The sequence below is a fragment of the Rhodanobacter sp. K2T2 genome, assembly GCF_013408815.1.
GTDB lineage: Bacteria > Pseudomonadota > Gammaproteobacteria > Xanthomonadales > Rhodanobacteraceae > Rhodanobacter.
Genome location: NZ_JACCCA010000003.1, coordinates 250,265 through 271,096, shown reverse-complemented (window position 1 = coordinate 271,096; position 20,832 = coordinate 250,265). Strand labels below are relative to the sequence as shown.

Below are 20,832 nucleotides of genomic sequence, written 5' to 3'. Positions count from 1 at the left end.
GTTCATTCGACCGAATCGCGTACGTCCGGCACTTTTGGTCTGGTCAGCAGGGTAAAAACGACGAGCGACGAAATCAGCGTCACGACAACCAGCAGATGGAGAAGTATTCGGAACGCCTCGCCGTATTGCGTAACCAGCATCGCGGCGCCGAGATCGGGTAATCGCAGAACAGCATGAGCAAGGTCGCCGGACGACAGGCGTGCAGCGGCCTCGTGGATCGACGAACGATCGTGCGCGTGCCGATCGGGCAGTAGACGAGCGAGCCGGGACTGCGTCAACACGCTGAGAATCGCCGTAACGATCGCCAGTGCAATGCTCTCTCCCGCGACGCGGGTCGTGCTGAAAATTCCCGTGGCCATGCCTGCACGCTCTTTGGGCACCACGCTTATCGACAAACCATCCATGAGTCCCCAGGGCAATCCGGTGCCGCATCCGATCAGCAGCATCGGCAACACCAGCTCGCCACTGGTTTCGCGAATGGCGACGCGGCTGAGCAGGTAGAGACCCGCCGCTGCGATCAGCAGGCCGGTGCCGGAAAGTAGGCCGGGCGAGAGCCAGCGAGTCAGCCATGAGGCGAACGTCGGCACGACCAGCATCGGCGCCGACGAGGCGAGCATGAGCATGCCGGCATCCGTTTCATGCAAACCGTTGACGCCGATAAATCGAAGCGGAAGCAGCACCAGCAGTACGATATAGCAGTAGCAGGTGCCGATCGGCAGCACCTGCACGCCGACGAAACGTGGATAGCGGAAAAGCGCCAGGTCGAGCATCGGACGAGGCACCCTCCGTTCGATCGCCACGAATAGCGTCGCAAAAATCGTCGATGCGAGCAGCGGGCCAACCACGGCGAGACTCGTCAACGCATGATCGGTGGCTTCGACGATGCCGCTGGTCAACAGCACCAGCGTCAGGGTGAAAGTCAGCGCGCCCGGCATATCCAATCCGGCCGCCTGCGGGTCGCGCGATTCTTGCATTCGCGGCACGCCGAAAACGAATGCGGCGACAGCCACCGCGGCAATGAATAAAAATATCGAACGCCATCCCGCATGAGCGATAAGAAAACCGGCCAATATCGGGCCAAAAGCGAGACCCGTGCCAAAACTTGTTCCCAGCATGCTGAAAGCTCGCGTACGTGCATGGCCGTCGAACACTTGGGCAAGCGCCGCAGATCCGCCCGACAGCGCGGCTGCAGCGGCAAGCCCCTGCAGCGCGCGCAGCACGTCGATCCATAACACGGACGGGGCTGCGGCCAGCAGCAGCGAAAGCACTGCAAAAGCACCGACGCCGATGGCAAAGAGTTTCTTTCTGCCATAGGCGTCGGCGAGAGCGCCGGCGGCCATCAGCGTGCTACCAAAAGCCAGCATGAAAGCATTGGTAATCCAGATCAGGCTAGTACTGCTTCCGCCGAGCTGTCTGCCGATGATCGGCGTGGCTATTGCACCGGCCGAAAAGCTCAACGGCAGAATCAGGGCGGCGAGGCAGACCGCGGCGAGTATTAGCCGTGAGGCTTTCGGTGAAGCGACACTCAATGAGCTGGACATGACGTTATTCCGGTGGATGAAAAGACGGCGCTGGTTGATCGGCGCGTGCCCAATACATGCTATAGAAGCGTCAATCGACAATAATCAGCCTAAATATCCTCACACTGCGGAATGAATCGCTTGAATAAGTCGATCGAAAGCCTGGGGCGCGTCGCAACGTTTGTGCAGGCCGCCGAAAGCCTCAGTTTTGTGGGCGCGAGCCGCATTCTCGGTGTGTCGGCCTCTGCCGTAGGCAAGACCATCGCCGCGCTCGAGCAGGCGCTCGGTGTACGGCTGTTCCAGCGCAGCACGCGAACCGTCAGACTGACCACCGAGGGCGAGCTTTTCTACGAGCGCTGCCGCAAAGTGCTCGATGAGTTGCACGACGCCGAATCGATGCTTTCGCAGTCGGCCGAATTGCCGCGTGGCCGGTTACGCGTGAGTCTGCCGACCATCGGCTATCGCTTTCTGGTGCCGCATCTGGCCGAATTTCAGCGGCTGTACCCGCAGATCGAACTCGACCTCGACTTCAGCGATCGGCTGGTCGATATCATCGAGGATGGCTTCGACGCGGTGATCCGCAGTGGCGATCTACCGGATTCGCGACTGATGTCCAAGCACCTCGGCCCATTTCGCTTCGTGCTCTGCGCGGCGCCGAAATACCTTGCGCAACATGGCGCGCCAAAAAAAATCGCGGACCTGGCCGATCACGCATGTCTGCAGTTTCGTTTTCCCACCAGCGGAAAAATTCGCGGCTGGCCGTTTCCGGATAACGCCGCTTCGCCGCAGCGAAGCCAGCTGTCGATGCTCACCTGCAGCAATATGGAAGCGATTCGCGCGCTGGCCATCGAAGGCCTCGGTCTGGGTTACATGCCGGACTTTCTCGCCAGCGACGCCATCGCGGAAGGACTGCTTGAAATGGTATCGCTGCCCCTGCCGAAAGATGAGGGGCAGTTTTCCGTGATCTGGCCATCGAGCCGTCAGCTGTCGCCGAAGATTCGCGTTTTTGTCGATTTCGTCTCTTCGCGGCTTTTCAAGGGGGCGCGGCTCACGTGATCGCCGAGTGCGAATCGTTCAACGCGCTGGCATCGGCCACGCTGAAACGGATGCGCCGCTCGCTGAAGCGCACGCGCAGTTGCCGATACTTGGTGAGATAGCGCACCCCTACCAACGCTGCGGCCAAACCTGCGCTGGCGCCGACGGCCATGGCCCAGCGGGGGCCAAACGTATCCGCGACCCAGCCGACGATGGGGGCGCCGATCGGCGTGCCGCCCAGGGCGATGGCCATGACGATCGCCATCACGCGGCCACGCATCGCCGGCGCTGTACTCAGTTGCACGGTGCTGATCACCGTGGTGGTGAAGGTTTGCGCAGCAATGCCGACAATCGCCAGGGCCACACCGAACAGCCACACCGTTGGCATCAGCGCGGCGAACGCCAGGCCGAAGGCGAATACCGCGGCCGCCGAAAAAAGCAGTGCGGCATGGGCTTTGGCGCGCTGGGCCGCCAGGAGCGCGCCGACCACGGAGCCGATCGCCATCGTCGACGTCAGCAATCCGTACTCGCCGGCACCGGCGTGAAATGCCGTCACCGACATGGTGGAAATAAAGATGGGAAAGTTCAGGCCGAAGGTGCCGACGAACAGCAGCATGCACAGCACGGATTTCAGATCGGGGCGTTGCCACACATAGCGAAAGCCTTCGATCAGGCTGCCGCGTTTGCGCACGGCGCGCTCCCCGCGATGCAGCGTGTCCACCCGGATCAGGCAGAGCGAGAGGATCACTGCGGCGTACGAAACGGCATTGATCAAGAAGACCCATCCCGTGCCGACGCCGGCGATAAGCACGCCGGCAACCGCGGGCCCGATCATCCTCGCCGCGTTGAACGAGGTGGAGTTCAAACCCACGGCGTTGGATAGATCGTCCTCGCCCACCAGTTCGGAGACAAAGGTTTGTCGCGCCGGCGCGTCGAAAGCGGCGGCGCAGCCGAGCAGGAAGGCGAATACATATACATGCCACAGCTGTACCAGCCCCGTGACGGTCAACAGGCCCAGGCAAAGCGCCAGCAAACCCATCGATGCCTGGGTGGCCAGCAGCAGTTTGCGTCGGTCCAGATGGTCGGCGGCAAAGCCGCTGAAGGGCAGCATCAGCAGCTGCGGTCCGAACTGCAGGCCCATCACGATACCGACAGCCGTCGCGTTGTGATGAGTCAGCTGGGTCAGCACGATCCAGTCCTGGGCGGTGCGCTGCATCCAGGTGCCGACATTGGACACGACGGCGCCGCCGGCCCAGAGCCGGTAATTGGGATTGCGCAGAGAACGGAACGTACCCTTCATCCAGATTTACTTGGCGACCGTCGCATTGCCGCCGTGAAAGCGCCCGAAGTGACGCGCCATCATCACGCCCATCAGGATCATGCCCAGGCCGAGCGCCATGGCGTCGTCGGCAGCGCGCAGGTCGAACTCGCCGACGTGACACAGCAATAGGTAGCTGAAGACCAGATTCAAGAATCCCCATAGTACGTTGACCGTGGAGGAAGAGAGCCCCCGGCCGGACGGCTTGGCGAACGGGCTCTGGAAGGCGCGGCCCAGCATGCCGCTGACAAAATGCGGGATGGCGTTGGCGAGAAAGGCGCCGCCGAAGAACCAGGCGATATAGTGGGTCCATGGCATGATCAGGCGCTCCTCTCCAGTCGATCGATGACATCTTGGGTGGTGCCGGTTTCCGCGATTCTCGGGAAAATTTGCGTGATGCTGTGGGTGTGCTGGTCGAGGCTCATATCCGTCATGGCATCGACCGCCAGCGTGACGTTGAAGCCATTTTCGTAGGCATGCCGGGCCGTCGATTCGACGCCGGAACTGGTCGCGACCCCGACCACCACGACTTGCGTGACGCCCCGCTGCTTGAGGTATGCATCGAGGTCCGTGCCGGTGAATGCGCCGCGGGTCTGTTTGGTCACCAGGTGATCCTGCGGCTGCGGATTCAGTTGCGGAATGAGATCGGCCCAGCCGGCAGGGAACTCGCCGCGCAGCCGCGACTGCTCGACGCGGCCCGGCGACACGCCCGTTACGTTGACCAGTACCACCGGCAGATCGTGCCGGCGGAAGGCCTCGATCAGGCGGCAAGCGTTGCCGATCACGTCGTCGATGGGATGAGCGGTGGGCAGGCCGACGATGCCTTTTTGCAGATCGATCACGATCAGCGCGGTGTGCTTGTCCAGCGTGGTGAGCGGCATGGGGTTCTCCTTGGAAGTCTTGTATGGCGAATGCGGCGTAAGCTGGGCTGAGCAAAGCGATGCCCAACATCCGCCGGGCCAGACACGTTGGGTATACGGCGCGCTCCTGCGCGCCGCCCTTCGTGCCATTCGCTTCGAAAATGTTCGTTGCGGCATTCTGCCTCCACAGTCGCTGCGCTCAGCCCTACCTACAGGGCGCGCGAAGATGTGCGCCTATTCCTCGCTCAACCTTTTGAGCAATGCGATGCCTTGGGCGAGCTTCATCTGCTCCTTTGCGGTGAGCTTGCTGCTGATGGCGCGGTAGAGCCAGTCCTCCCGTGCCGCGCGACCGGCCTTCATCAATTTTCGGCAGTTCGCGGTCAGCGAAAGAACCGTTTGCCGGCCGTCGGTGGGATGCGGTGCGCTGGCGATCAAGCCCGCGGCCTGCAGCGACGAGACCGTGGCGCCCATCGACTGCGGGCGCACCCCGTCGGCCTTCGCCAGCGCCGTGATCGACGCCGAGCCCTCGCGTTCCAGATGCAGCAGCACCGATTTTTGCGAGGCGGTGAGATCACTGGAGTGCGCCTGTTCGCGCAGGCGCCGATTCAGGCGGCCGATCACGACGCGCATCTCGCTGGCCAACGCCAGTGCGCTGGCGGCCTCGTCCGTGTGCTGCGGATCGCCCATGCGTTTGCCTCGGATTAAAAGAAAAACTACAAAGTTAAACTTGTTATTTGGATCATCGTCCTACATGGGCTCGCTGTCAAGCGGCGGATGCCACGATGGAATATTCGGCGGGGAAAAGTGGACGCGTCGATCGGCCGGGATGCGCTTATCCATTCCGCGCACCGAGCGGCTTGTCTTACGGCGATTGCCGCGGCCGCAAGTTTTTGGGCTGTCGATTGTGCTAAAACTATATTGTCGTACAAATGGATTCGAGCCAGCGCCATGCCTCCCGATGCTTCGCAACCCAACGTTCACCGGCAGGTCGTCGACCAGTTGGGTCGTTTGATCGTAGGCGGTTCGCTGGCGCCGGGTGACGCGCTGCCGAGCGAGGAGCTGCTGGCCGGCCAGCTCGTTGTCAGCCGTTCCGCGCTGCGTGAGGCGATGAAGGCGCTCGGCGCCAAAGGCCTGATCGAAAGCCGCCAGAAAACCGGGGCGCGCGTGCGCGAGCGACGATTCTGGCATCAGCTCGATGCCGACGTGCTGGGCTGGCGCTTCGCCACCATGCCGACTCAGGCCTTTATTGCCGAACTGGTCGAGATGCGCGAGATCATCGAGCCCGCCGCTGCCGCTGCTGCTGCCAAGAAACGCGATCGCGATCAGCTCGCCGCCATCGCCGCGGCCTATCAGGCCATGGCGGCGGCTGGCGATCGGGATGCATGGGCCAAAGCCGACGCAGAATTTCACAGTGCCGTACTGAACGCGGCGAATAATGAGCTGATGAGCTCGCTCTTCAACGTCATTGCCACGGCGCTACACGGATTCTTTCTGCTCTCCGCGCGCGCGTCGGACGATTTCAAATATTCGCTGCCGCACCATTTCAACGTCTACGACGCGATTCGCAAGCGCAGCGCCCCGCAAGCGCGCATGGCCATGCAGAAAATGGTCGACGATTCACGGCGCCATCTTCAACACACGGGAGGAGTGGCATGAGCGGGTTGATCGCATTGGACTGGGGCACGTCGAGCCTGCGCGCCATACGGATGGATGCCGACGGCACGGTCTTGGAGACGCGCCGGCAGCCCTGGGGTATCCGGCAGCTGCCGGACAGCGGCTTTGCCGGGGCGCTCGAGGCCGTAACCCAGGGCTGGCCGGCGCTGATCCGCATTGCGTCCGGCATGATCGGCAGCCGCAGCGGTTGGCGCGAGGTCGCCTATCTTGATCTGCCCGCCGGCGGGGACGAGCTGGCCGGCGCGCTGGATACCGCCGACGGCCTGACGATTGTGCCGGGCCTGCGCAATCCGCGCGGACCGGACGTGATGCGCGGTGAGGAAACCCAGATTGTGGGCCTGATGGCGCTTCATCCGACCGCCGCCGACGCCACGGTGCTGCTGCCCGGCACCCACAGCAAGTGGGTATCGCTGCGCCAGGGCAGGGTGGTGGATTTCTGCACGCTGATGACCGGCGAGCTGTTTGCATTATTGCGTCAGCATTCCATTCTTGCGGCCGGTGTCGATGCCGGAGCCGTGGTCGATGACGGCGACGCGTTTCTCGACGGCGTGCGGCAGGCGCGCGATAGCGGTGCCGCCGGTGTCTTGAGCCGTCTATTTGCCACGCGCGCACGCATGCTCGACGGCGATCTGCAACCGGCCTCCATTCCCGACTATCTCTCCGGCCTGCTGATCGGCGAGGAGTTTCGCTCGATGCGAGCCGACCGGCGCATGCCCACCGACCAGCCGCTGTGGTTGATCGGCGACGCGGCGCTGTGCGCGCGCTACCGCCTGGCCGCGGCCGAATGTTCCATCGCGCTGGCTCCCGCCGTCGACGATACCGCTGCCGCCGGACTTTGGTGGCTGGCACGCGCGGCGGGTCTGCCGGGAGCCACTACGTCTCATTCTTCTGCAGGAGTTTCCCGATGATCGATCCCTGGTTCGAACCGCTGCCGCTGGTGGCGATACTGCGCGGCCTCACCCCGGACGAGGCTGTCGATGTCGGCAATGCCGTGCTCGATGCGGGCTTTCGCATCCTCGAGGTGCCGCTCAATTCCCCCGACCCGATGCGCAGCATCGGATTGATGGCTGAGGCCTTTGGCCATCGCGCGCTGGTCGGTGCAGGCACCGTCTTGAGCAAGGCGCAGGTGGGCCAGGTGGTGGCCGCCGGCGGCCAGCTCATCGTGATGCCGCATGGCGATGTGGAGGTGATTGCCGAAGCCAAGCGTCACGGCCTGTTCTGCATTCCCGGCATCGCCACGCCGACGGAAGCGTTTGCCGCCATCCATGCCGGTGCCGACGCGCTGAAAATCTTTGCCGCCGAGCACATCAGCCCCGCCGTGGTGAAGGCCTGGCGTGCGGTGCTGCCGAAGGATCTGGCCTTGCTGCCTGTCGGCGGCATCACGCCGGAAAACATGGGGCCATACGTGGCCGCTGGCGTACGCGGCTTCGGCATCGGCTCGGCGCTGTATGCGCCCGGTCGCAGCGCGGCGGAAACCGGTGAGCGCGCGAAGAAGTTCGCCCAGGCATGGGCCGAGGCGAAGACGTACGCGGCATGAAAATCACCGGCCTGAAAACGTATCTCGTGCCGCCGCGCTGGCTGTTTCTGAAAATCGAAACGGACAGCGGCATCGTCGGCTGGGGCGAGCCGGTGGTGGAAGGGCGCGCGCTGACGGTCGCTGCCGCCGTGGAAGAGCTGTCCGATTACCTGGTCGGCAAGGACCCCAGCCGCATCGAGGATCTGTGGAGCGTGATGTATCGCGGCGGGTTTTATCGCGGCGGTCCGATTCTGATGAGCGCGATCGCCGGCATCGACCAGGCACTGTGGGACATCAAGGGCAAGCATCTCGGTGTGCCGGTGCATACCTTGCTGGGTGGTCCGGTACGCGATCGCATCCGCGTGTATTCGTGGATCGGCGGTGATCGTCCGGCCGACACCGCGCGCGCGGCCAGTGATGCGGTAGGCCGGGGGTTCACCGCGGTCAAGATGAATGGCACCGAGGAAATGCAGTACATCGACTCGCACGACAAGGTCGACAAGGTGCTGGCCAACGTCCAGGCGGTGCGCGATGCGGTGGGCCCGAACATCGGCCTGGGCGTCGACTTCCACGGCCGCGTGCACAAGCCGATGGCCAAAGTGCTCATGCGCGAGCTGGCGCCGTACAAGCTGATGTTTATCGAGGAGCCGGTGCTGTCGGAATACCTCGAATGCATCCCCGAGCTGGCCGCTATTTCGCCAGCGCCGATCGCGCTTGGCGAACGGCTGTATTCGCGCTGGGATTTCAAGCGCGTGCTGGATCGCGGTGGCGTCGACATCATCCAGCCCGACCCCTCGCATGCCGGCGGCATCACCGAAACGCGCAAGATCGCCGCGATGGCCGAAGCCTACGACGTGGCGCTGGCGTTGCATTGTCCGCTCGGCCCGATCGCGCTGGCGGCGAACCTGCAGCTCGACGCCGTCTGTCACAACGCCTTTATCCAAGAACAGAGCCTCGGCATCCACTACAACGCCGCCAACGATCTGCTCGACTACGTGGCCGATCGCAGCGTGTTCGCCTACGAGAACGGCTACGTCACCATTCCCGGTGGCCCCGGCCTCGGTATCGAGGTCAACGAGGCCTATGTGATCGAGCGCGCGGCGGTCGGCCATCGCTGGCGCAACCCGATCTGGCGGCACGCCGACGGTAGCGTCGCGGAGTGGTAAGCATCGCCTGCGCCTTACGCCCTCTTCGTTTTATGGAAAACCTATCATGACGGCACGTTTTGCCAATTACCCCAGCCTTGTCGATCGCAGCGTGCTCATTACCGGCGGCGCCAGCGGCATCGGCGCCTCGTTGGTAGAACACTTCGCGCGGCAGGGTGCGCGCGTCGGCTTCATCGATATCGACGATGCATCGGCAGCCGCGCTGGTCGAGTCGCTCGCAGATGTGGCGCACACGCCGACGTACCAGCATGGCGATATCACCGACCTCGATGCGCTGGCACGGAGCATCGACACCTTGCGTAGCGCGGTGGGTCCGTTCTCGGTGCTCATCAACAATGCGGCGAATGACGGCCGCCATGCCCTGGACGACGTGGATGAGGCGTTCTTCGAGCGCAATATTGCCGTCAATCTGCGCCACCAGGTCTTTGTCACCAAGGCGGTGATGGCGGATATGCAGCGGCTGGGCGGTGGCTCGATCATCTGCATGGGTTCCATCAGCTGGATCAGGAAAAATGGCGCCTTCCCGCTGTATGCGATGGCCAAGGCCGCGGTGCGCGGTTTCGTCAACGGCATGGCGCGCGAACTCGGCGCGCAGCACATCCGCATCAACTGTCTGGTGCCCGGCTGGGTTATCACCGAGAAGCAGCGCACGCTGTGGCTCGATGCCGAGGGCGAAGCCTCGATCAAGCGCGGCCAGTGCCTGCCCGGACATCTGGAACCTTCCGATGTGGCGCGCGCGGCGCTGTTTCTCGCGGCCGATGACAGCCGTATGTGCACCGGCCAGGATTTCATTGTCGATGGAGGTTGGGTATGAGCGCAGCGCCGACCGTTGCACACGCCGTGCCGCACGAGCTGGGCGAAGGCGTGCTGTGGGACGACCGCCTGCAGGCGCTGTGGTGGACCGATATCGGTGGGCGCAAGCTGTGGCGTTTGCATCCTGACGATGGCCGCGTGCTGCACTGGGACATGCCCGAGCGGCTCGCCTCGTTCGCGTTGTGCGAAGCCGACGGCTGGCTGCTGCTGGCGCTGGCCTCGCGGCTGGCTTTCTTCCATCCCGACACGCGTGAACTGATTGAGCTGCACGCGGTGGAAAAAGAACTGCCGACGCGCAGCAACGACGGCGTCTGCGATCGGCAGGGTCGCTTCGTGTTCGGCACGCTGCACGAGCCGGCGCAGGGCGACAAGCAGGCCGTGGGCGGCTTCTATCGGCTCAACCGCGATCTGAGCCTGCAGCGGCTGCCGCTGCCCGACGTGGCGATCAGCAACAGCATCGCCTTCAGCCCGGCCGGCGATCGCATGTATTTCTGCGATTCGCCGACGCGCAAGATCTACTGTTGCGATTACGGCGACACGCTGGGCGAGCCACGCCTGTTCGTCGACCTCACCGGTATGAGCGGCGTGCCCGACGGCTCCACGGTCGATGCCGAGGGTGCGCTGTGGAACGCGCAATGGGGCATGGGCCGCGTGGTGCGTTACCTGGCCGACGGCAGCGAGGATCGCATCATCGCGCTGCCGGCCGCGCAGACGACCAAGCCGGCGTTTGGCGGCGCAAAACTCGACACGCTATTCGTCACCAGCGCCAGCGAAGACCTCACGGCCGAACAACTCGCCGCCGATCCTCAGGCCGGCTACCTCTTCACCGTCGACGTCGGCATGACCGGCCTGCGCGAGTCGCGCTTTGCCGGTACACCGAATCGTGACGGATGACGCCGGATGATGCGCTTTGCGGTCATCCGATCCGGCGTCCCCATCCGCTTTCCTCTTCAGGAATAAAACCATGAACACTTCTGAGTCACCGCAAGCCGTCGCCCGAACGACGGTTATTTTTACCTGCATCCTGGCGGCGCTGGCCGGCCTGATGTTCGGTCTAGATATCGGCGTGATTTCCGGCGCCACCCAGTTCATCCAGAAAGATTTCAATATCGACGACCACACCGTGGAGTGGATCGTCAGCGCCATGATGCTCGGTGCGGCCATCGGCGCGCTCGGTGCCGCGTGGATGTCCTCGGCACTTGGCCGAAAAAAATCGCTTATCGCCGGCGCGGTGTTGTTCGTCCTCGGCTCACTGCTGTGCGCGTTCGCCTGGTCGCCGATCACCTTGATTCTGGCGCGCATCGTGCTCGGCCTGGCGATCGGTATAGCGACCTTTACGGCGCCGCTGTATCTGGCGGAAGTGGCGCCGGAGAAAATTCGCGGTTCGATGATTTCGCTTTATCAGCTGATGATCACCACCGGTATTCTGGTGGCGTTCCTTTCCGATCTGGCTTTCAGCGCCGCAGGCGCTTGGCGCTGGATGCTTGGCATCATTGCCATCCCAGGCGTGCTGTTTCTGTTCGGCGTGTTCTTTCTGCCCGATAGCCCGCGTTGGCTGATGATGCGCGGTCGCAAACCCGACGCGATCAAGGTGCTCAAGCGTCTGCGCGGTGACGACGGTATCGTCGACCACGAGATCGCTGACATCGAAGAACAGTTGAAGCAGCCACAGCTCGGTTGGCATCTGTTTCAGCAGAACAAGAATTTTCGTCGCTCGGTCGGCTTGGGCGTACTGCTGCAGCTGATGCAGCAGTTCACCGGTATGAACGTGGTGATGTACTACGCGCCGAAGATCTTCCAGACGATGGGCTACGACACCCACGCGCAGCTGTGGTTTACCGCCATCGTCGGTCTCACCAACGTGCTGGCTACTTTCATTGCGATCGGCTTTGTCGATCGTCTCGGGCGCAAGCCGATGCTCTACGCGGGTTTTGTGGTGATGGCGCTTGGCTTGGGCGTGGTTGGCGCGATGATGCATATGGGCATCAACGGCAAAGGCGAGCAGTATTTTACCGTGGGTATGTTGCTGCTCTTTATTGTCGGCTTCGCGATGTCGGCGGGCCCGCTGATCTGGACGCTATGCTCGGAAGTGCAGCCGCTCAAAGGCCGCGACTTTGGCATCGGCGCGTCCACTTTCACCAACTGGGTCGGCAACTACATCGTCGGCCTGACCTTCCTCAGCCTGCTCAACGGCATCGGCAATGCCAACACGTTCTGGCTCTACGCCGCGCTCAACGTGATCTTCATCGGCCTCACCTTTTGGCTCGTGCCGGAGACCAAAGGCGTGACGCTGGAACAGATCGAAACCAGGCTGATGGCCGGCAAGCCGTTGCGTGCGATTGGGCGGTAATCTTCTATCCGCCCTACACCAACGGTTAGAAAACGCCGGCTTAGCGCCGGCGTTTTTTGTCGGCAAACCGCCTGCTCAGCTGGATGAGGTGCAAGCAATTCTTGATCAGGCGTCGTATATTTCGTGCGCCCGCTTCGAGTCCTTTTCGCCCTATGAATCGCTGGAAAGCCGCTGCCGTTCATCTGTCGATAAGCATCGTGTTGACGGTGTTGATGCTGGCCTGGCTCTACTTCATCTGGTTCCCTTCGCCGTATTTTTCCGCGGCGGGGGCGAACCGGCTGATCTTGCTGCTGCTGGGCGTCGACATCTGCATCGGGCCACTCTTGACCTTGCTGGTGGTGAATCGTCATAAGGCGCGCAAACTGTTGCGGCTGGATCTCACCGTCATCGGCATACTGCAGATCGCCGCCTTGAGCTACGGCGTGCACGTGATTACCGATGCACGGCCGGTATTCATCGTCGCCGAAGTGGATAGACTGGTGATGGTCTCGGCCCAGCAGCTCAGCGATGCGGATCTGGCCAAGGGCGACAGGCCCGAGTTCCGCAAGCGTTCGTTGAACGGTCCCGTGCTGGTGGGCGCGCTCACGCCAAAAGACGTATCGCTCGGCGATTTTGCACTCAAGGTCATGCAGACCGGCAAGGATATCGATCGGCTGCCCCAATATTATGTGACTTACGATCAGGCAATCGATGCGGTGATGAAACATGCCAGGCCCTTGGCATCGCTCAAGAACGCCACGGATTCCCAACGGGCTTATCTTCGTCGTTTGCAGGCGTCGGAACCTTCGCAGACGCTGCTGGCGCTGCCGCTCCAGCGCGAGGACACGACCTACACCGCGATCATGTCGCCTGTGACCAAGCGTCCGATCGCCGTGCTGCCTATCGACGCTTAGCCATCGTCACGCAGAGTGCGTGTAGCGGCCTTGCAAGCGGCGAGCACAGAGCTACAGGTTGCCGAGCCTATCGCGGCGTGCGCAGCACGGATTCGCGTAGCGCGGTGTCGTGCTGGACTTCATCCTGATAGGCGGTTTCTTCGCTATCGAATTCGCCATGCAGCGGACGGTGCATGCCCGTGGGCGAGTGGCTGACGTCGGGCGGGGTGTTGACGAAGTCGGGATTGACGGGTCCGGTCGCGCCCATGGCTGGTCCTCGGGATGTTTATGGCTTAGGGCAAGAATGTAAGCCAGCCGGCGGTGCATTGCCAGAGCGCTGTGCCGCCTTGCTGCCGCCCGCCTGGGGCAACTTTTATATGCCGCGATGTCGGCACCCGCCTGGTGGCTGCAGTGCGGGGTACGTCGATATCTTCGTGTCGCAGATAGGTCTCTGCGCCCACTGGCGGTCGATGCTTCGAAGGTTAACGCGAGTGTGAACCGCGGCCCTGGACATCTCGTTGCCTTAACGGCGAAACCACGGCGCAATGCTAGCCTTGCGCTCCGGCCCAATCGGCCCGATTTATCACCAGTCGACCGCCAGGTCGTGCCATCGGAGAAACGCGTGAAAAAGCTTTTGTTGACGGGACTATGGGTGCTTCTGGTCAGCGGATCGGCCTTCGCCGCCGACGGCCCGAAGGAAGTGCAGGCGGCCATCCAGCAGGGCAATTACACCCTGGCCGAGCAGGAGCTGCGCCAGGCGATCACCGAGCATCCGCAGAGCGCCAAGGCGCACTACTTGCTGGCCCAGGTGCTCGCCCATGAGGGCAATATCGGCGACGCGCAGAAGGAGGCCAGTCAGGCCAAGACGATCGATCCGAAGATCAGCTTTACCGACCCTGCAAAGTTCAACCGTTTCGAGGCCGAGTTGAATCAGGCCCTGGCGCCGTCGACCGGCGTACGCCGTCCGGCAGCGAGCGCACGCGAAGTGCCTTACGCGGCGGTCGAGCAGCCTGTGGCAGCCCAGCCGCGCTCCAGCGGCAGCATCTGGCCGTGGGTGATCGGCGCGGTGATCGTGGTGCTGCTGTTCGGCTGGTTCCGTCGCCGCCAGCAGGGCGCGATGAATAACTCCGGTTACGGCAATCAGGGCTATGGCCAGCAGGGTTATGGCGCGCCCGGCCCGCAGAACCCGTACGGCAACGGGCCGTACCCGCCGCCGGGCTATCAGCCGGGTCCGCAGGGCGGATCGGGGATCGGCGGCAGCATTCTCGGCGGGCTCGCCGGCGGCGTGCTGGGTGCGGCTGCGGTCAACGCGTACGAAAATCATGAGCGTCGCGAAGAAGAGCAGCGTGGCGATTTCCAGTCCGGCAACAACTTCGCGCCGAACGCGCCCGATCCGCAGGATCAGGCCTTTGACCAGCTGCGCAACCAGCCGATCGATATGGGAAATAACGACGACAGCTGGGACGACAACAGCGACGGCGGCTCGTTTGACGACAGCGGCGACGATAGCTGGAGCTGAAGTGGCGAAATGTAGGAGGTAGGTTGGGCTGAGCGCGAGCGAAGCCCAACATGGATTACCAGCTGACGTTGGGCATACGGCTCGCTCCAGCGAGCCGCCCTTTGGTCCATTCGCTACGCGAATGTTCGTTCCGGCATCCATGCCTCCACAGTCGCTTGAGTCGCTTGCGCTCAGCCCAACCTACACTCAACGTTCCTGCGCTTAGCTTACGGAATCTTGCACTGCCCGCCCAGCGGCTCCTTCGTGGCCGCATCCAGATCGGCACGGGCAACGTCCTTGTTTTTCGACGGATCGAACAGGATTTTGGCGCTGACGTTTTTGCCGCTGCTGCTGCGGATATTGGCAATACCGTCGAAGCTCAGCAGTTCATGCGTCTTGGCGTCGTAGGCTACGTCCAGATGGGGCAGGGCGAAGCCGATCATGCTGTCCAGGCTCAAACGGTACTGGCGCGCGGCGCGGCCTTCGATCTGGGCATCGGCCTGGCGCTTGACCCGAAAGCTGAGCGTGCCAAGGCGGCTGGGCACCAGAAACGGCAACGTGTCGCCGTCCTTGCTCAGCGTGTCCCAATGCGCGCGGATATAGGCATCGAAGCCGGCGTCGATCACCGGCATGGGCGAGGTATCCAGCGTGGCCGTGCGCTCCCTGGCATTTGTGCTGTCGCGTACGAATACCTCGCGCTTGCCGCCGGCGTTGCGAACGCCCTCCCGGTAGCCGGTTCGGCCGTCGTCCAGCGTGAAATCGGGCGCCTGCGCGCCGCCGTCGTCGTGCAGGGTCTTGCGGGCGAACGGTTTGCCGTCGGGACAGCGATACAGCACCAGCCGCGACGGGTCGTCGCCATCGTCATAGATCCAGTGCGATTCGGTGTACATCACGTGGCCGTCCGAGGCGTAAGCCTTGCCTTCGACGTAGCGGATCGCATCGGATCCGGTAGGGCTGGCGCTTGCGGCAACCGCCGTAGCGCCCAGGCTCAGTGTCAGTCCAAGCGCACAAGCGCGGCGATGGAGAGGCATCGTCAAGAGGTATCTCCCGTCAGTTAGGGGGTTTGCGGCCGAAAGGTATGCGTGCCTGCCGTCGTGAGTCGCAGGACTTAATTACGGGGCGTTGCGGCGGATGGATGCATCGGCCGCGCATGCTGAATGTCGAAAACGGCCGCAGCCGGCTATGATGGGAGGCCGTCGGAGGCGTGAAAATCGTGCGCGACCGGCAATTATCGACAGGGTCGAGGCTACGGCTTCGGCCAAGCACAGCGAGGTTAGTGATATGGCACGTGGCGTCAACAAAGTCATTCTGGTCGGCAACCTCGGCGGCGATCCGGAAATGCGTCACACCGGCAGCGGCACCGCGATCACCACGATCAACATTGCCACTTCCGAGTCGTGGACCGACAAGCAGTCGGGTGAAAAGCAGGAGCGCACCGAGTGGCACCGGGTGAAGCTGTTCGGCCGCTTGGCCGAAATTGCCGGTGACTATCTGAAAAAGGGCCGTCAGGTCTATATCGAAGGTTCGCTGCGCACCGACAAATACACCGACAAGGCTGGCGTCGAGCGCTACAGCACCGACGTGATCGCCAGCGAAATGCAGATGCTCGGCGGCATGGAAGGCGGCGGTGGTAGCAGCGGCGGCGGTCAGCGCGAGCGTCCGCAGAGCTCGGGCGGTCAGCGCAGCAGCGGCGGCGGTTCCTCGCGTGGCGGCGATCGCGGCGGCGACGACTACGGCCAGCGCGCACCGGCCCCGTCGGCTCCGGCCGGCAACAACAGCTTCGACGACGACGATATCCCGTTCTGAAACCTACCAGAACACCATTTGTCATGGATTGAACCAAGCCCGCCGATCGGCGGGCTTTTTTTGAGGGCCTCTCCGCGGCGGGAGATGGCCATCTAAACTACAACGCTATTTCACCAGCGCGCTGTCGTTGGCCCGATTGCGATCCGGCAGTGCATGCGTGGGGTCGATGGTGACCGATTTCACCTTGCGCGCGCCATCGACGTGGACAACGTATGTGCGGTGCTGCTGCCAGGTTTCCCACGGCACGCGAACGTCCTGCTCGCTGCCGTCGTCGTAGATCACTTCGAGCGTGGCCGGCAGCACCAGCTGATCGAGGTTGGCGATGGTGACGTCGAGCCCCTTGCGGAAATCGCCGCCGGTATAGGCGGCTTTTTGCACCGCCAGATCGAGCTGCCAGTTGTGCTGGTACCAGGCGTTCCAGAACCAGCCCAGATCTTCGCCGGTTTCGCTTTCCATGAAACGGAAGAAGTCCGACGGACTGGGATGCTTATAAGCCCAGGTAGCGATATAGCGCCGGAACGCAGGGTCGAAACGCTCCGGCCCGATGATCTGTTCGCGCAACAAGGTGAGGCCGAAGGCGCCTTTGAAATAGGTGATTGGATGGCGGTACTTCTCGGGCACCATATCGGCCCCGATCAACAGCGGCGGCGCGTTCGTATCGGCCAGCACGGCAGCCATCTGGTCGGCCGGCGTACCTTTGCCGGGGGCGTATTCGCCGTCGCGCTTGGGTGCGAATTCGCCGTGGTTGAAATGGTCGGATTCGTAGACGTCGATGAAGGTATTGAAGCCTTCATCCATCCACGCATCGCGGCGCTCGTTGCTGCCCACGATCATCGGGAACCAGCTGTGGCCGATCTCGTGCGCGATCAGCGCGTGCAGGTCGCTGCCCGTGGTGGTTTTGTCGTCGAAGGTGATGCCGGGATATTCCATGCCGCCGGCGGTGCCGGCTTCGTTGACGGCCACCGGCCACGGGTAGGGGAACCACTGTGCCGAAAAATATTCGGTAGCGGCTTTCAGGTATTCGGTGGCGCGGCGCCAGCCTTTATCGCCGGCGCTTTCCACGGGATACAGCGACATCGCCAGCGCGGTCTTTCCGGCCGGCAGGTTGATGCGCGCGGCGTCCCAAACATACGCCTTTGATGCGCCGAACGCCACGTCGCGGCTGTTCTGCATGCGGAAATGCCAGGTCAGCGTGCCGCTGCGCTTTGGACGGCTGGACGGCTGGGTCACTTCCTCGGGCGTGCGTATCATCACCGTGGTATCGCTATGCCGCGCCTGCTCCAGCCGCTGCTGTTCGGTGGCGGTGAGCACGTCGGCGGGATTGAGCAGTTCGCCCGAGCCCGTGACAATCATGTCCCACGGCACGGTGACCGAATAATCGAAGTCGCCGTATTCCAGGTAGAACTCGCTGTTGAGGTAAGGCGCGGTGTCCCATCCGCGCAGGTCATCGTAGACGCAGAGCCGCGGATACCACTGCGCCATTTCGAAGATATCGCCGTTCTTGCTGGCATTAAAATCCGTGCGTCCGCCGAATTCGCCGGGCACGGTGTAGTTCCAGCGAATGTGCAGTCGAAGCCGGCCGTCCTTGGCTTTCAGTGCCGTCGGCAAACGCACCTGCATGCGCGTATCGGAAATCACCCAGGTCGCGTCCTGCAGCTTGCCGGTGCCGTCTTCGACCTGCACCGACTCGATATGTTCGCCATCGGTGAATTGGTTCGGGAACTTGTCGCTGAAGGCGCCGCGCGCGTCCTTGCGATAGCGGTTCTGCTCCACCTGCAGCCACAGCACGTCGAGCGCGTCGGGGCTATGGTTGGTGTAGGTAATGACTTCGCTGCCGCTGAGTTTTCGACTGACGGGATCGAGCGCGGCCTGGATCGTATAGTCTGTGCGGTTCTGCCAGAACAGCGGCCCCGGCATGCCGCTGGCGGAGCGAAAGGCGTTGGCCGGCTGCGGGTAGGCGTAGGGGGCGAACGTTTGCGACGGATCGAACCGTGAGGCGGATGATTTATCGGCTGCCGCCGCAGTTGATGCGCCGATCGTGGTCAGCATCAGCAGAGCGAAGCCAGTAGCGAGTAGCCTTGGGTTTAACGTAACTATGAGGGGTTTGTGCATAGCCTGGTTCACGGAATGCCGCCGGACTCGATGAGCGCTAGCACTTCATAGCACGCGCCCATGGTGTGATAGTCGGTCTTGCCGGCCGGGCTTTTTTCGTCGTCGATCTTTTGGTTGTCGACGGTGAGGATGCGATACCACGCGCCGTATTGGTGGTCGACGAAATGCTCCCACGCGTAGGCCCAGATTTTTCCGTACCAGTCGTCATAGACGGGCAAGCCGGTGCGCGCGTGCAGCAGGGCCGCGGCGGCCAGCGATTCGGCCTGCACCCAGAAGTATTTGTCGCCGTCGCAGACGCTGCCGTCCGGCGCGAAGCCGTAGGCGATGCCGCCGTTGGTTTCATCCCACGCGCGCGCCAGCGCGGTGTCGAACAGATGCATGGCGGTGGGCAGCAGCCAGTTCTCCTCGCGGCCGCGTTCGAGCAGTAGCGGCTCCATGATCATCAGCAGCTTGGCCCATTCGGTCTGATGGCCGGGCTGATAGCCCCAGGGACGGAAAAGGTCCTTCGGATTGTCGCGGTGGTAATCCCAGTCGATGTTCCACTCGCTGTCGTAATGCTCCCACACCAGGCCATCGGCCTTGGCCGCCTGCCGGCGCGTCATGTGATCGGCTAGCGTGAGCGCGCGCTCGAGATAGCGCGGATCGTCGCTGGCCTGGTACGCCGCGAGCATCGCTTCGCACATGTGCATGTTGGCGTTTTGGCCGCGATAGCTGCTGAAGTTCCAATCTACATCGGCCTCGTCGCGATAGAGGCCGGCTTCGGCATCCCAGAAGCGCTGCTCGAGCAGCTGCCAGGTTTCGTCCATCCACGCGGCGGCCTCGCCGATGCCTGCCTTTAGCGCCGTCGAGTAGGCCAGCAGCACGAAGGCCACGCCGTAGGCGTGATTGGTGCGATCCTCCGGCTGACCGTTGCGGATGGTCCAGGTGTAACCGCCGGTTTTCGGGTTGCGATGCACGTCGCGCAGGTAGCGCAGGCCGTGATGGGTGGCATCCATGTACTCCTTCGCCAGCGCAGCGTCTTCGGCGAACTCCATCGCGGCCATCGCGTAGTTGAAGACGAAGCGCGTGCTGCTGACCAGATGGCGGTGGCTGCGATCGTAGATCGTGCCGTCATCTTTGAAGTACTGAAAAAAGCCGCCGGCCGGATCGATCGCGTGCGGATGGTAGAACGCCATGGTGTGGGCGATGTGCTTGCGCAGAAAATCGGCGGAGCGGAAATCGGGCGTGCCGCGGGTGGCGTCGGAACTCATGCGTGGGTCTCCATGAAATGTCGGGTTTCGGCATCGGTCGGCATCGCGGTAAACGAGCCCTGGCGACCAACGGCGATCGCGCCGCAGGCGGCGGCGTAGCGCAATACCGCATGCAGATGCGGCAGCGAGGTGAGCAGCGGTTGCAGGCGTTCGACGCCGCGACCTTCGAGTGTGGCGAGTTGATACAGTAGGCCACCGACAAAGGCGTCGCCCGCCGCCGTGGCATCGACCATCGGCACCGAATAGCACGGCAGCTCGCCGTCCATGTCCGGATGAAACCAGCGCATCGGCTGATTGCCGTCGGTCACGATCAGCAAAGTGGCGCGGCCCTTCCACAGCGCATCGAGCGCCGCGTCTTCGCCGTCGACGGCAATGTAGGCAAATTCTTCCTTGCTGAGTTTGACCACGTCGGCCAGATGCAGGGCCTCCCACAGCGCGGCGTGCGGCTCGCTGCCGTGCGGCCACAGCGCGGGGCGAAGATTCATGTCGAAACTTATCAGCGCACCGGCCTCGCGTGCACGGCGCATGCCGGCGTAGGTGGCCTCGGCCAGCGCGGGATCGGTCAGGCTGTTGGAGCAGACGTGGAAGATCGCTACGTCGGCAAACGTTTCGTTACTGAAATGCTGGGCGCGAAACAGCAGGTCGGCCGACGGCGGACGGTAAAAGCTGAAGCTGCGCTCGCCCTTGGCATCGTGCGTCACGAAGGCGAGCGCGGTATTCGCTTCGCCAGTACGCGCCACGTCCTGGGTGCCGACGCCCTCGTGCTGCAGGCGGTCGAGCAGAAAGTCGCCGAAGCGATCCTTGCCCAGCATGCCGGCGAAGCGCGCGTCGCCGCCGAGCCGCGCCACGGCGACCGCCACGTTGGCCGGGGCGCCGCCGGCAAAGGGTACGAACTGCTGCGCGAATCCGCGTTCGTCGCTGCCCTGCGCATGAAAGTCGATCAGCGCCTCGCCGAAACAGAGAATGGGTTGCATGGTCACGGTCTTGAATTTTTGAGTTTGAAAAAAACGGGGCGAAAAAAAACGAGGCGCCGGGGCGCCTC

The 20,832-nt window shown here is 63.1% G+C and carries 21 protein-coding genes; 11 read left to right on the top strand and 10 right to left on the bottom strand.

Features of this window, described 5'->3' with window-relative positions; translation table 11 throughout:
• Positions 1-2: 2 nt before the first annotated feature.
• Complete coding sequence (locus HDE78_RS06810; RefSeq protein ID WP_179477777.1) at positions 3-1,541, bottom strand: MFS transporter; 1,539 nt, start codon at positions 1,539-1,541, stop codon at positions 3-5.
• 111 nt (positions 1,542-1,652) lie between these two features.
• On the opposite strand from HDE78_RS06810, the gene HDE78_RS06805 reads away from it, so the two are divergent.
• The gene (locus tag HDE78_RS06805; RefSeq protein WP_218862103.1) at positions 1,653-2,576 is read left to right on the top strand and encodes a LysR family transcriptional regulator; all 924 of its coding nucleotides are present in this window, start codon (positions 1,653-1,655) and stop codon (positions 2,574-2,576) included.
• Here the strand turns inward: HDE78_RS06805 and HDE78_RS06800 are convergent.
• From HDE78_RS06800 to HDE78_RS06785, 4 genes are all read right to left on the bottom strand, one after another.
• Positions 2,569-3,855: an MFS transporter gene (locus HDE78_RS06800; RefSeq protein WP_179477776.1), complete on the bottom strand. Its 1,287-nt coding sequence runs from the start codon at positions 3,853-3,855 to the stop codon at positions 2,569-2,571. The two genes, HDE78_RS06805 and HDE78_RS06800, sit on opposite strands and share 8 nt — an antisense overlap.
• Positions 3,856-3,861: 6 nt before the next feature.
• Positions 3,862-4,191 (bottom strand): hypothetical protein, encoded by a 330-nt coding sequence (locus HDE78_RS06795; protein WP_179477775.1) that lies wholly within the window; start codon positions 4,189-4,191, stop codon positions 3,862-3,864.
• Positions 4,192-4,193: 2 nt separating this feature from the next.
• Positions 4,194-4,754, bottom strand: coding sequence for an isochorismatase family protein (locus HDE78_RS06790; protein ID WP_179477774.1), 561 nt, complete (start codon positions 4,752-4,754; stop codon positions 4,194-4,196).
• A gap of 213 nt (positions 4,755-4,967) precedes the next feature.
• Positions 4,968-5,420, bottom strand: coding sequence for a MarR family transcriptional regulator (locus HDE78_RS06785; RefSeq protein ID WP_179477773.1), 453 nt, complete (start codon positions 5,418-5,420; stop codon positions 4,968-4,970).
• Positions 5,421-5,681: 261 nt separating this feature from the next.
• On the opposite strand from HDE78_RS06785, the gene HDE78_RS06780 reads away from it, so the two are divergent.
• The 8 genes from HDE78_RS06780 (at position 5,682) to tfpZ (ending at position 13,145) form a co-directional block, all read left to right on the top strand.
• On the top strand, positions 5,682-6,389 hold the full coding sequence (locus HDE78_RS06780) for a FadR/GntR family transcriptional regulator (RefSeq protein WP_179477772.1): 708 nt from the start codon (positions 5,682-5,684) through the stop codon (positions 6,387-6,389).
• On the top strand, positions 6,386-7,315 hold the full coding sequence (locus tag HDE78_RS06775; RefSeq protein ID WP_179477771.1) for a 2-dehydro-3-deoxygalactonokinase: 930 nt from the start codon (positions 6,386-6,388) through the stop codon (positions 7,313-7,315). Before HDE78_RS06780 ends, HDE78_RS06775 begins: the two co-directional genes overlap by 4 nt.
• On the top strand, positions 7,312-7,944 hold the full coding sequence (locus HDE78_RS06770; protein ID WP_179477770.1) for a 2-dehydro-3-deoxy-6-phosphogalactonate aldolase: 633 nt from the start codon (positions 7,312-7,314) through the stop codon (positions 7,942-7,944). Before HDE78_RS06775 ends, HDE78_RS06770 begins: the two co-directional genes overlap by 4 nt.
• Positions 7,941-9,089, top strand: a complete 1,149-nt coding sequence (gene dgoD, locus HDE78_RS06765) for a galactonate dehydratase (protein WP_179477769.1) — start codon at positions 7,941-7,943, stop codon at positions 9,087-9,089. Before HDE78_RS06770 ends, dgoD begins: the two co-directional genes overlap by 4 nt.
• A 46-nt stretch (positions 9,090-9,135) precedes the next feature.
• On the top strand, positions 9,136-9,903 hold the full coding sequence (locus HDE78_RS06760) for an SDR family oxidoreductase (protein WP_179477768.1): 768 nt from the start codon (positions 9,136-9,138) through the stop codon (positions 9,901-9,903).
• Positions 9,900-10,796, top strand: a complete 897-nt coding sequence (locus HDE78_RS06755; protein WP_179477767.1) for an SMP-30/gluconolactonase/LRE family protein — start codon at positions 9,900-9,902, stop codon at positions 10,794-10,796. The genes HDE78_RS06760 and HDE78_RS06755 overlap by 4 nt, the downstream gene beginning before the upstream one ends.
• 70 nt (positions 10,797-10,866) lie before the next feature.
• Positions 10,867-12,252 carry a sugar porter family MFS transporter gene (locus HDE78_RS06750; protein ID WP_179477766.1) on the top strand — a complete coding sequence of 462 codons (1,386 nt, stop codon included), beginning with the start codon at positions 10,867-10,869 and terminating at the stop codon, positions 12,250-12,252.
• A gap of 152 nt (positions 12,253-12,404) precedes the next feature.
• Positions 12,405-13,145, top strand: coding sequence for a TfpX/TfpZ family type IV pilin accessory protein (gene tfpZ / locus HDE78_RS06745; RefSeq protein ID WP_179477765.1), 741 nt, complete (start codon positions 12,405-12,407; stop codon positions 13,143-13,145).
• Positions 13,146-13,212: 67 nt separating this feature from the next.
• On the opposite strand, the gene HDE78_RS06740 is transcribed toward tfpZ, so the two are convergent.
• Positions 13,213-13,392, bottom strand: coding sequence for a hypothetical protein (locus HDE78_RS06740; protein WP_179477764.1), 180 nt, complete (start codon positions 13,390-13,392; stop codon positions 13,213-13,215).
• Between the two features lie 354 nt (positions 13,393-13,746).
• Between HDE78_RS06740 and HDE78_RS06735 the strand changes: the two genes are divergently transcribed.
• Positions 13,747-14,643, top strand: a complete 897-nt coding sequence (locus tag HDE78_RS06735) for a tetratricopeptide repeat protein (protein WP_179477763.1) — start codon at positions 13,747-13,749, stop codon at positions 14,641-14,643.
• 206 nt (positions 14,644-14,849) lie between these two features.
• On the opposite strand, the gene HDE78_RS06730 is transcribed toward HDE78_RS06735, so the two are convergent.
• Entirely contained in the window at positions 14,850-15,659 is an 810-nt protein-coding gene (locus tag HDE78_RS06730) for a hypothetical protein (RefSeq protein WP_179477762.1), read from the bottom strand.
• A 244-nt stretch (positions 15,660-15,903) separates the two neighbouring features.
• On the opposite strand from HDE78_RS06730, the gene ssb reads away from it, so the two are divergent.
• The gene (gene ssb, locus HDE78_RS06725) at positions 15,904-16,428 is read left to right on the top strand and encodes a single-stranded DNA-binding protein (protein ID WP_179477761.1); all 525 of its coding nucleotides are present in this window, start codon (positions 15,904-15,906) and stop codon (positions 16,426-16,428) included.
• Positions 16,429-16,533: 105 nt separating this feature from the next.
• Here the strand turns inward: ssb and HDE78_RS06720 are convergent, their stop codons facing one another.
• The 3 genes from HDE78_RS06720 to HDE78_RS06710 all read right to left on the bottom strand — a co-directional run bounded on the left by HDE78_RS06720 (position 16,534) and on the right by HDE78_RS06710 (position 20,764).
• Complete coding sequence (locus tag HDE78_RS06720; RefSeq protein ID WP_179477760.1) at positions 16,534-18,477, bottom strand: M1 family aminopeptidase; 1,944 nt, start codon at positions 18,475-18,477, stop codon at positions 16,534-16,536.
• A gap of 71 nt (positions 18,478-18,548) precedes the next feature.
• A complete protein-coding gene (locus tag HDE78_RS06715; RefSeq protein ID WP_179477759.1) occupies positions 18,549-19,790 on the bottom strand; it encodes an AGE family epimerase/isomerase in 1,242 nt (413 codons plus the stop codon).
• A complete protein-coding gene (locus tag HDE78_RS06710; RefSeq protein ID WP_179477758.1) occupies positions 19,787-20,764 on the bottom strand; it encodes a carbohydrate kinase in 978 nt (325 codons plus the stop codon). Before HDE78_RS06710 ends, HDE78_RS06715 begins: the two co-directional genes overlap by 4 nt.
• Positions 20,765-20,832 lie beyond the last annotated feature (68 nt).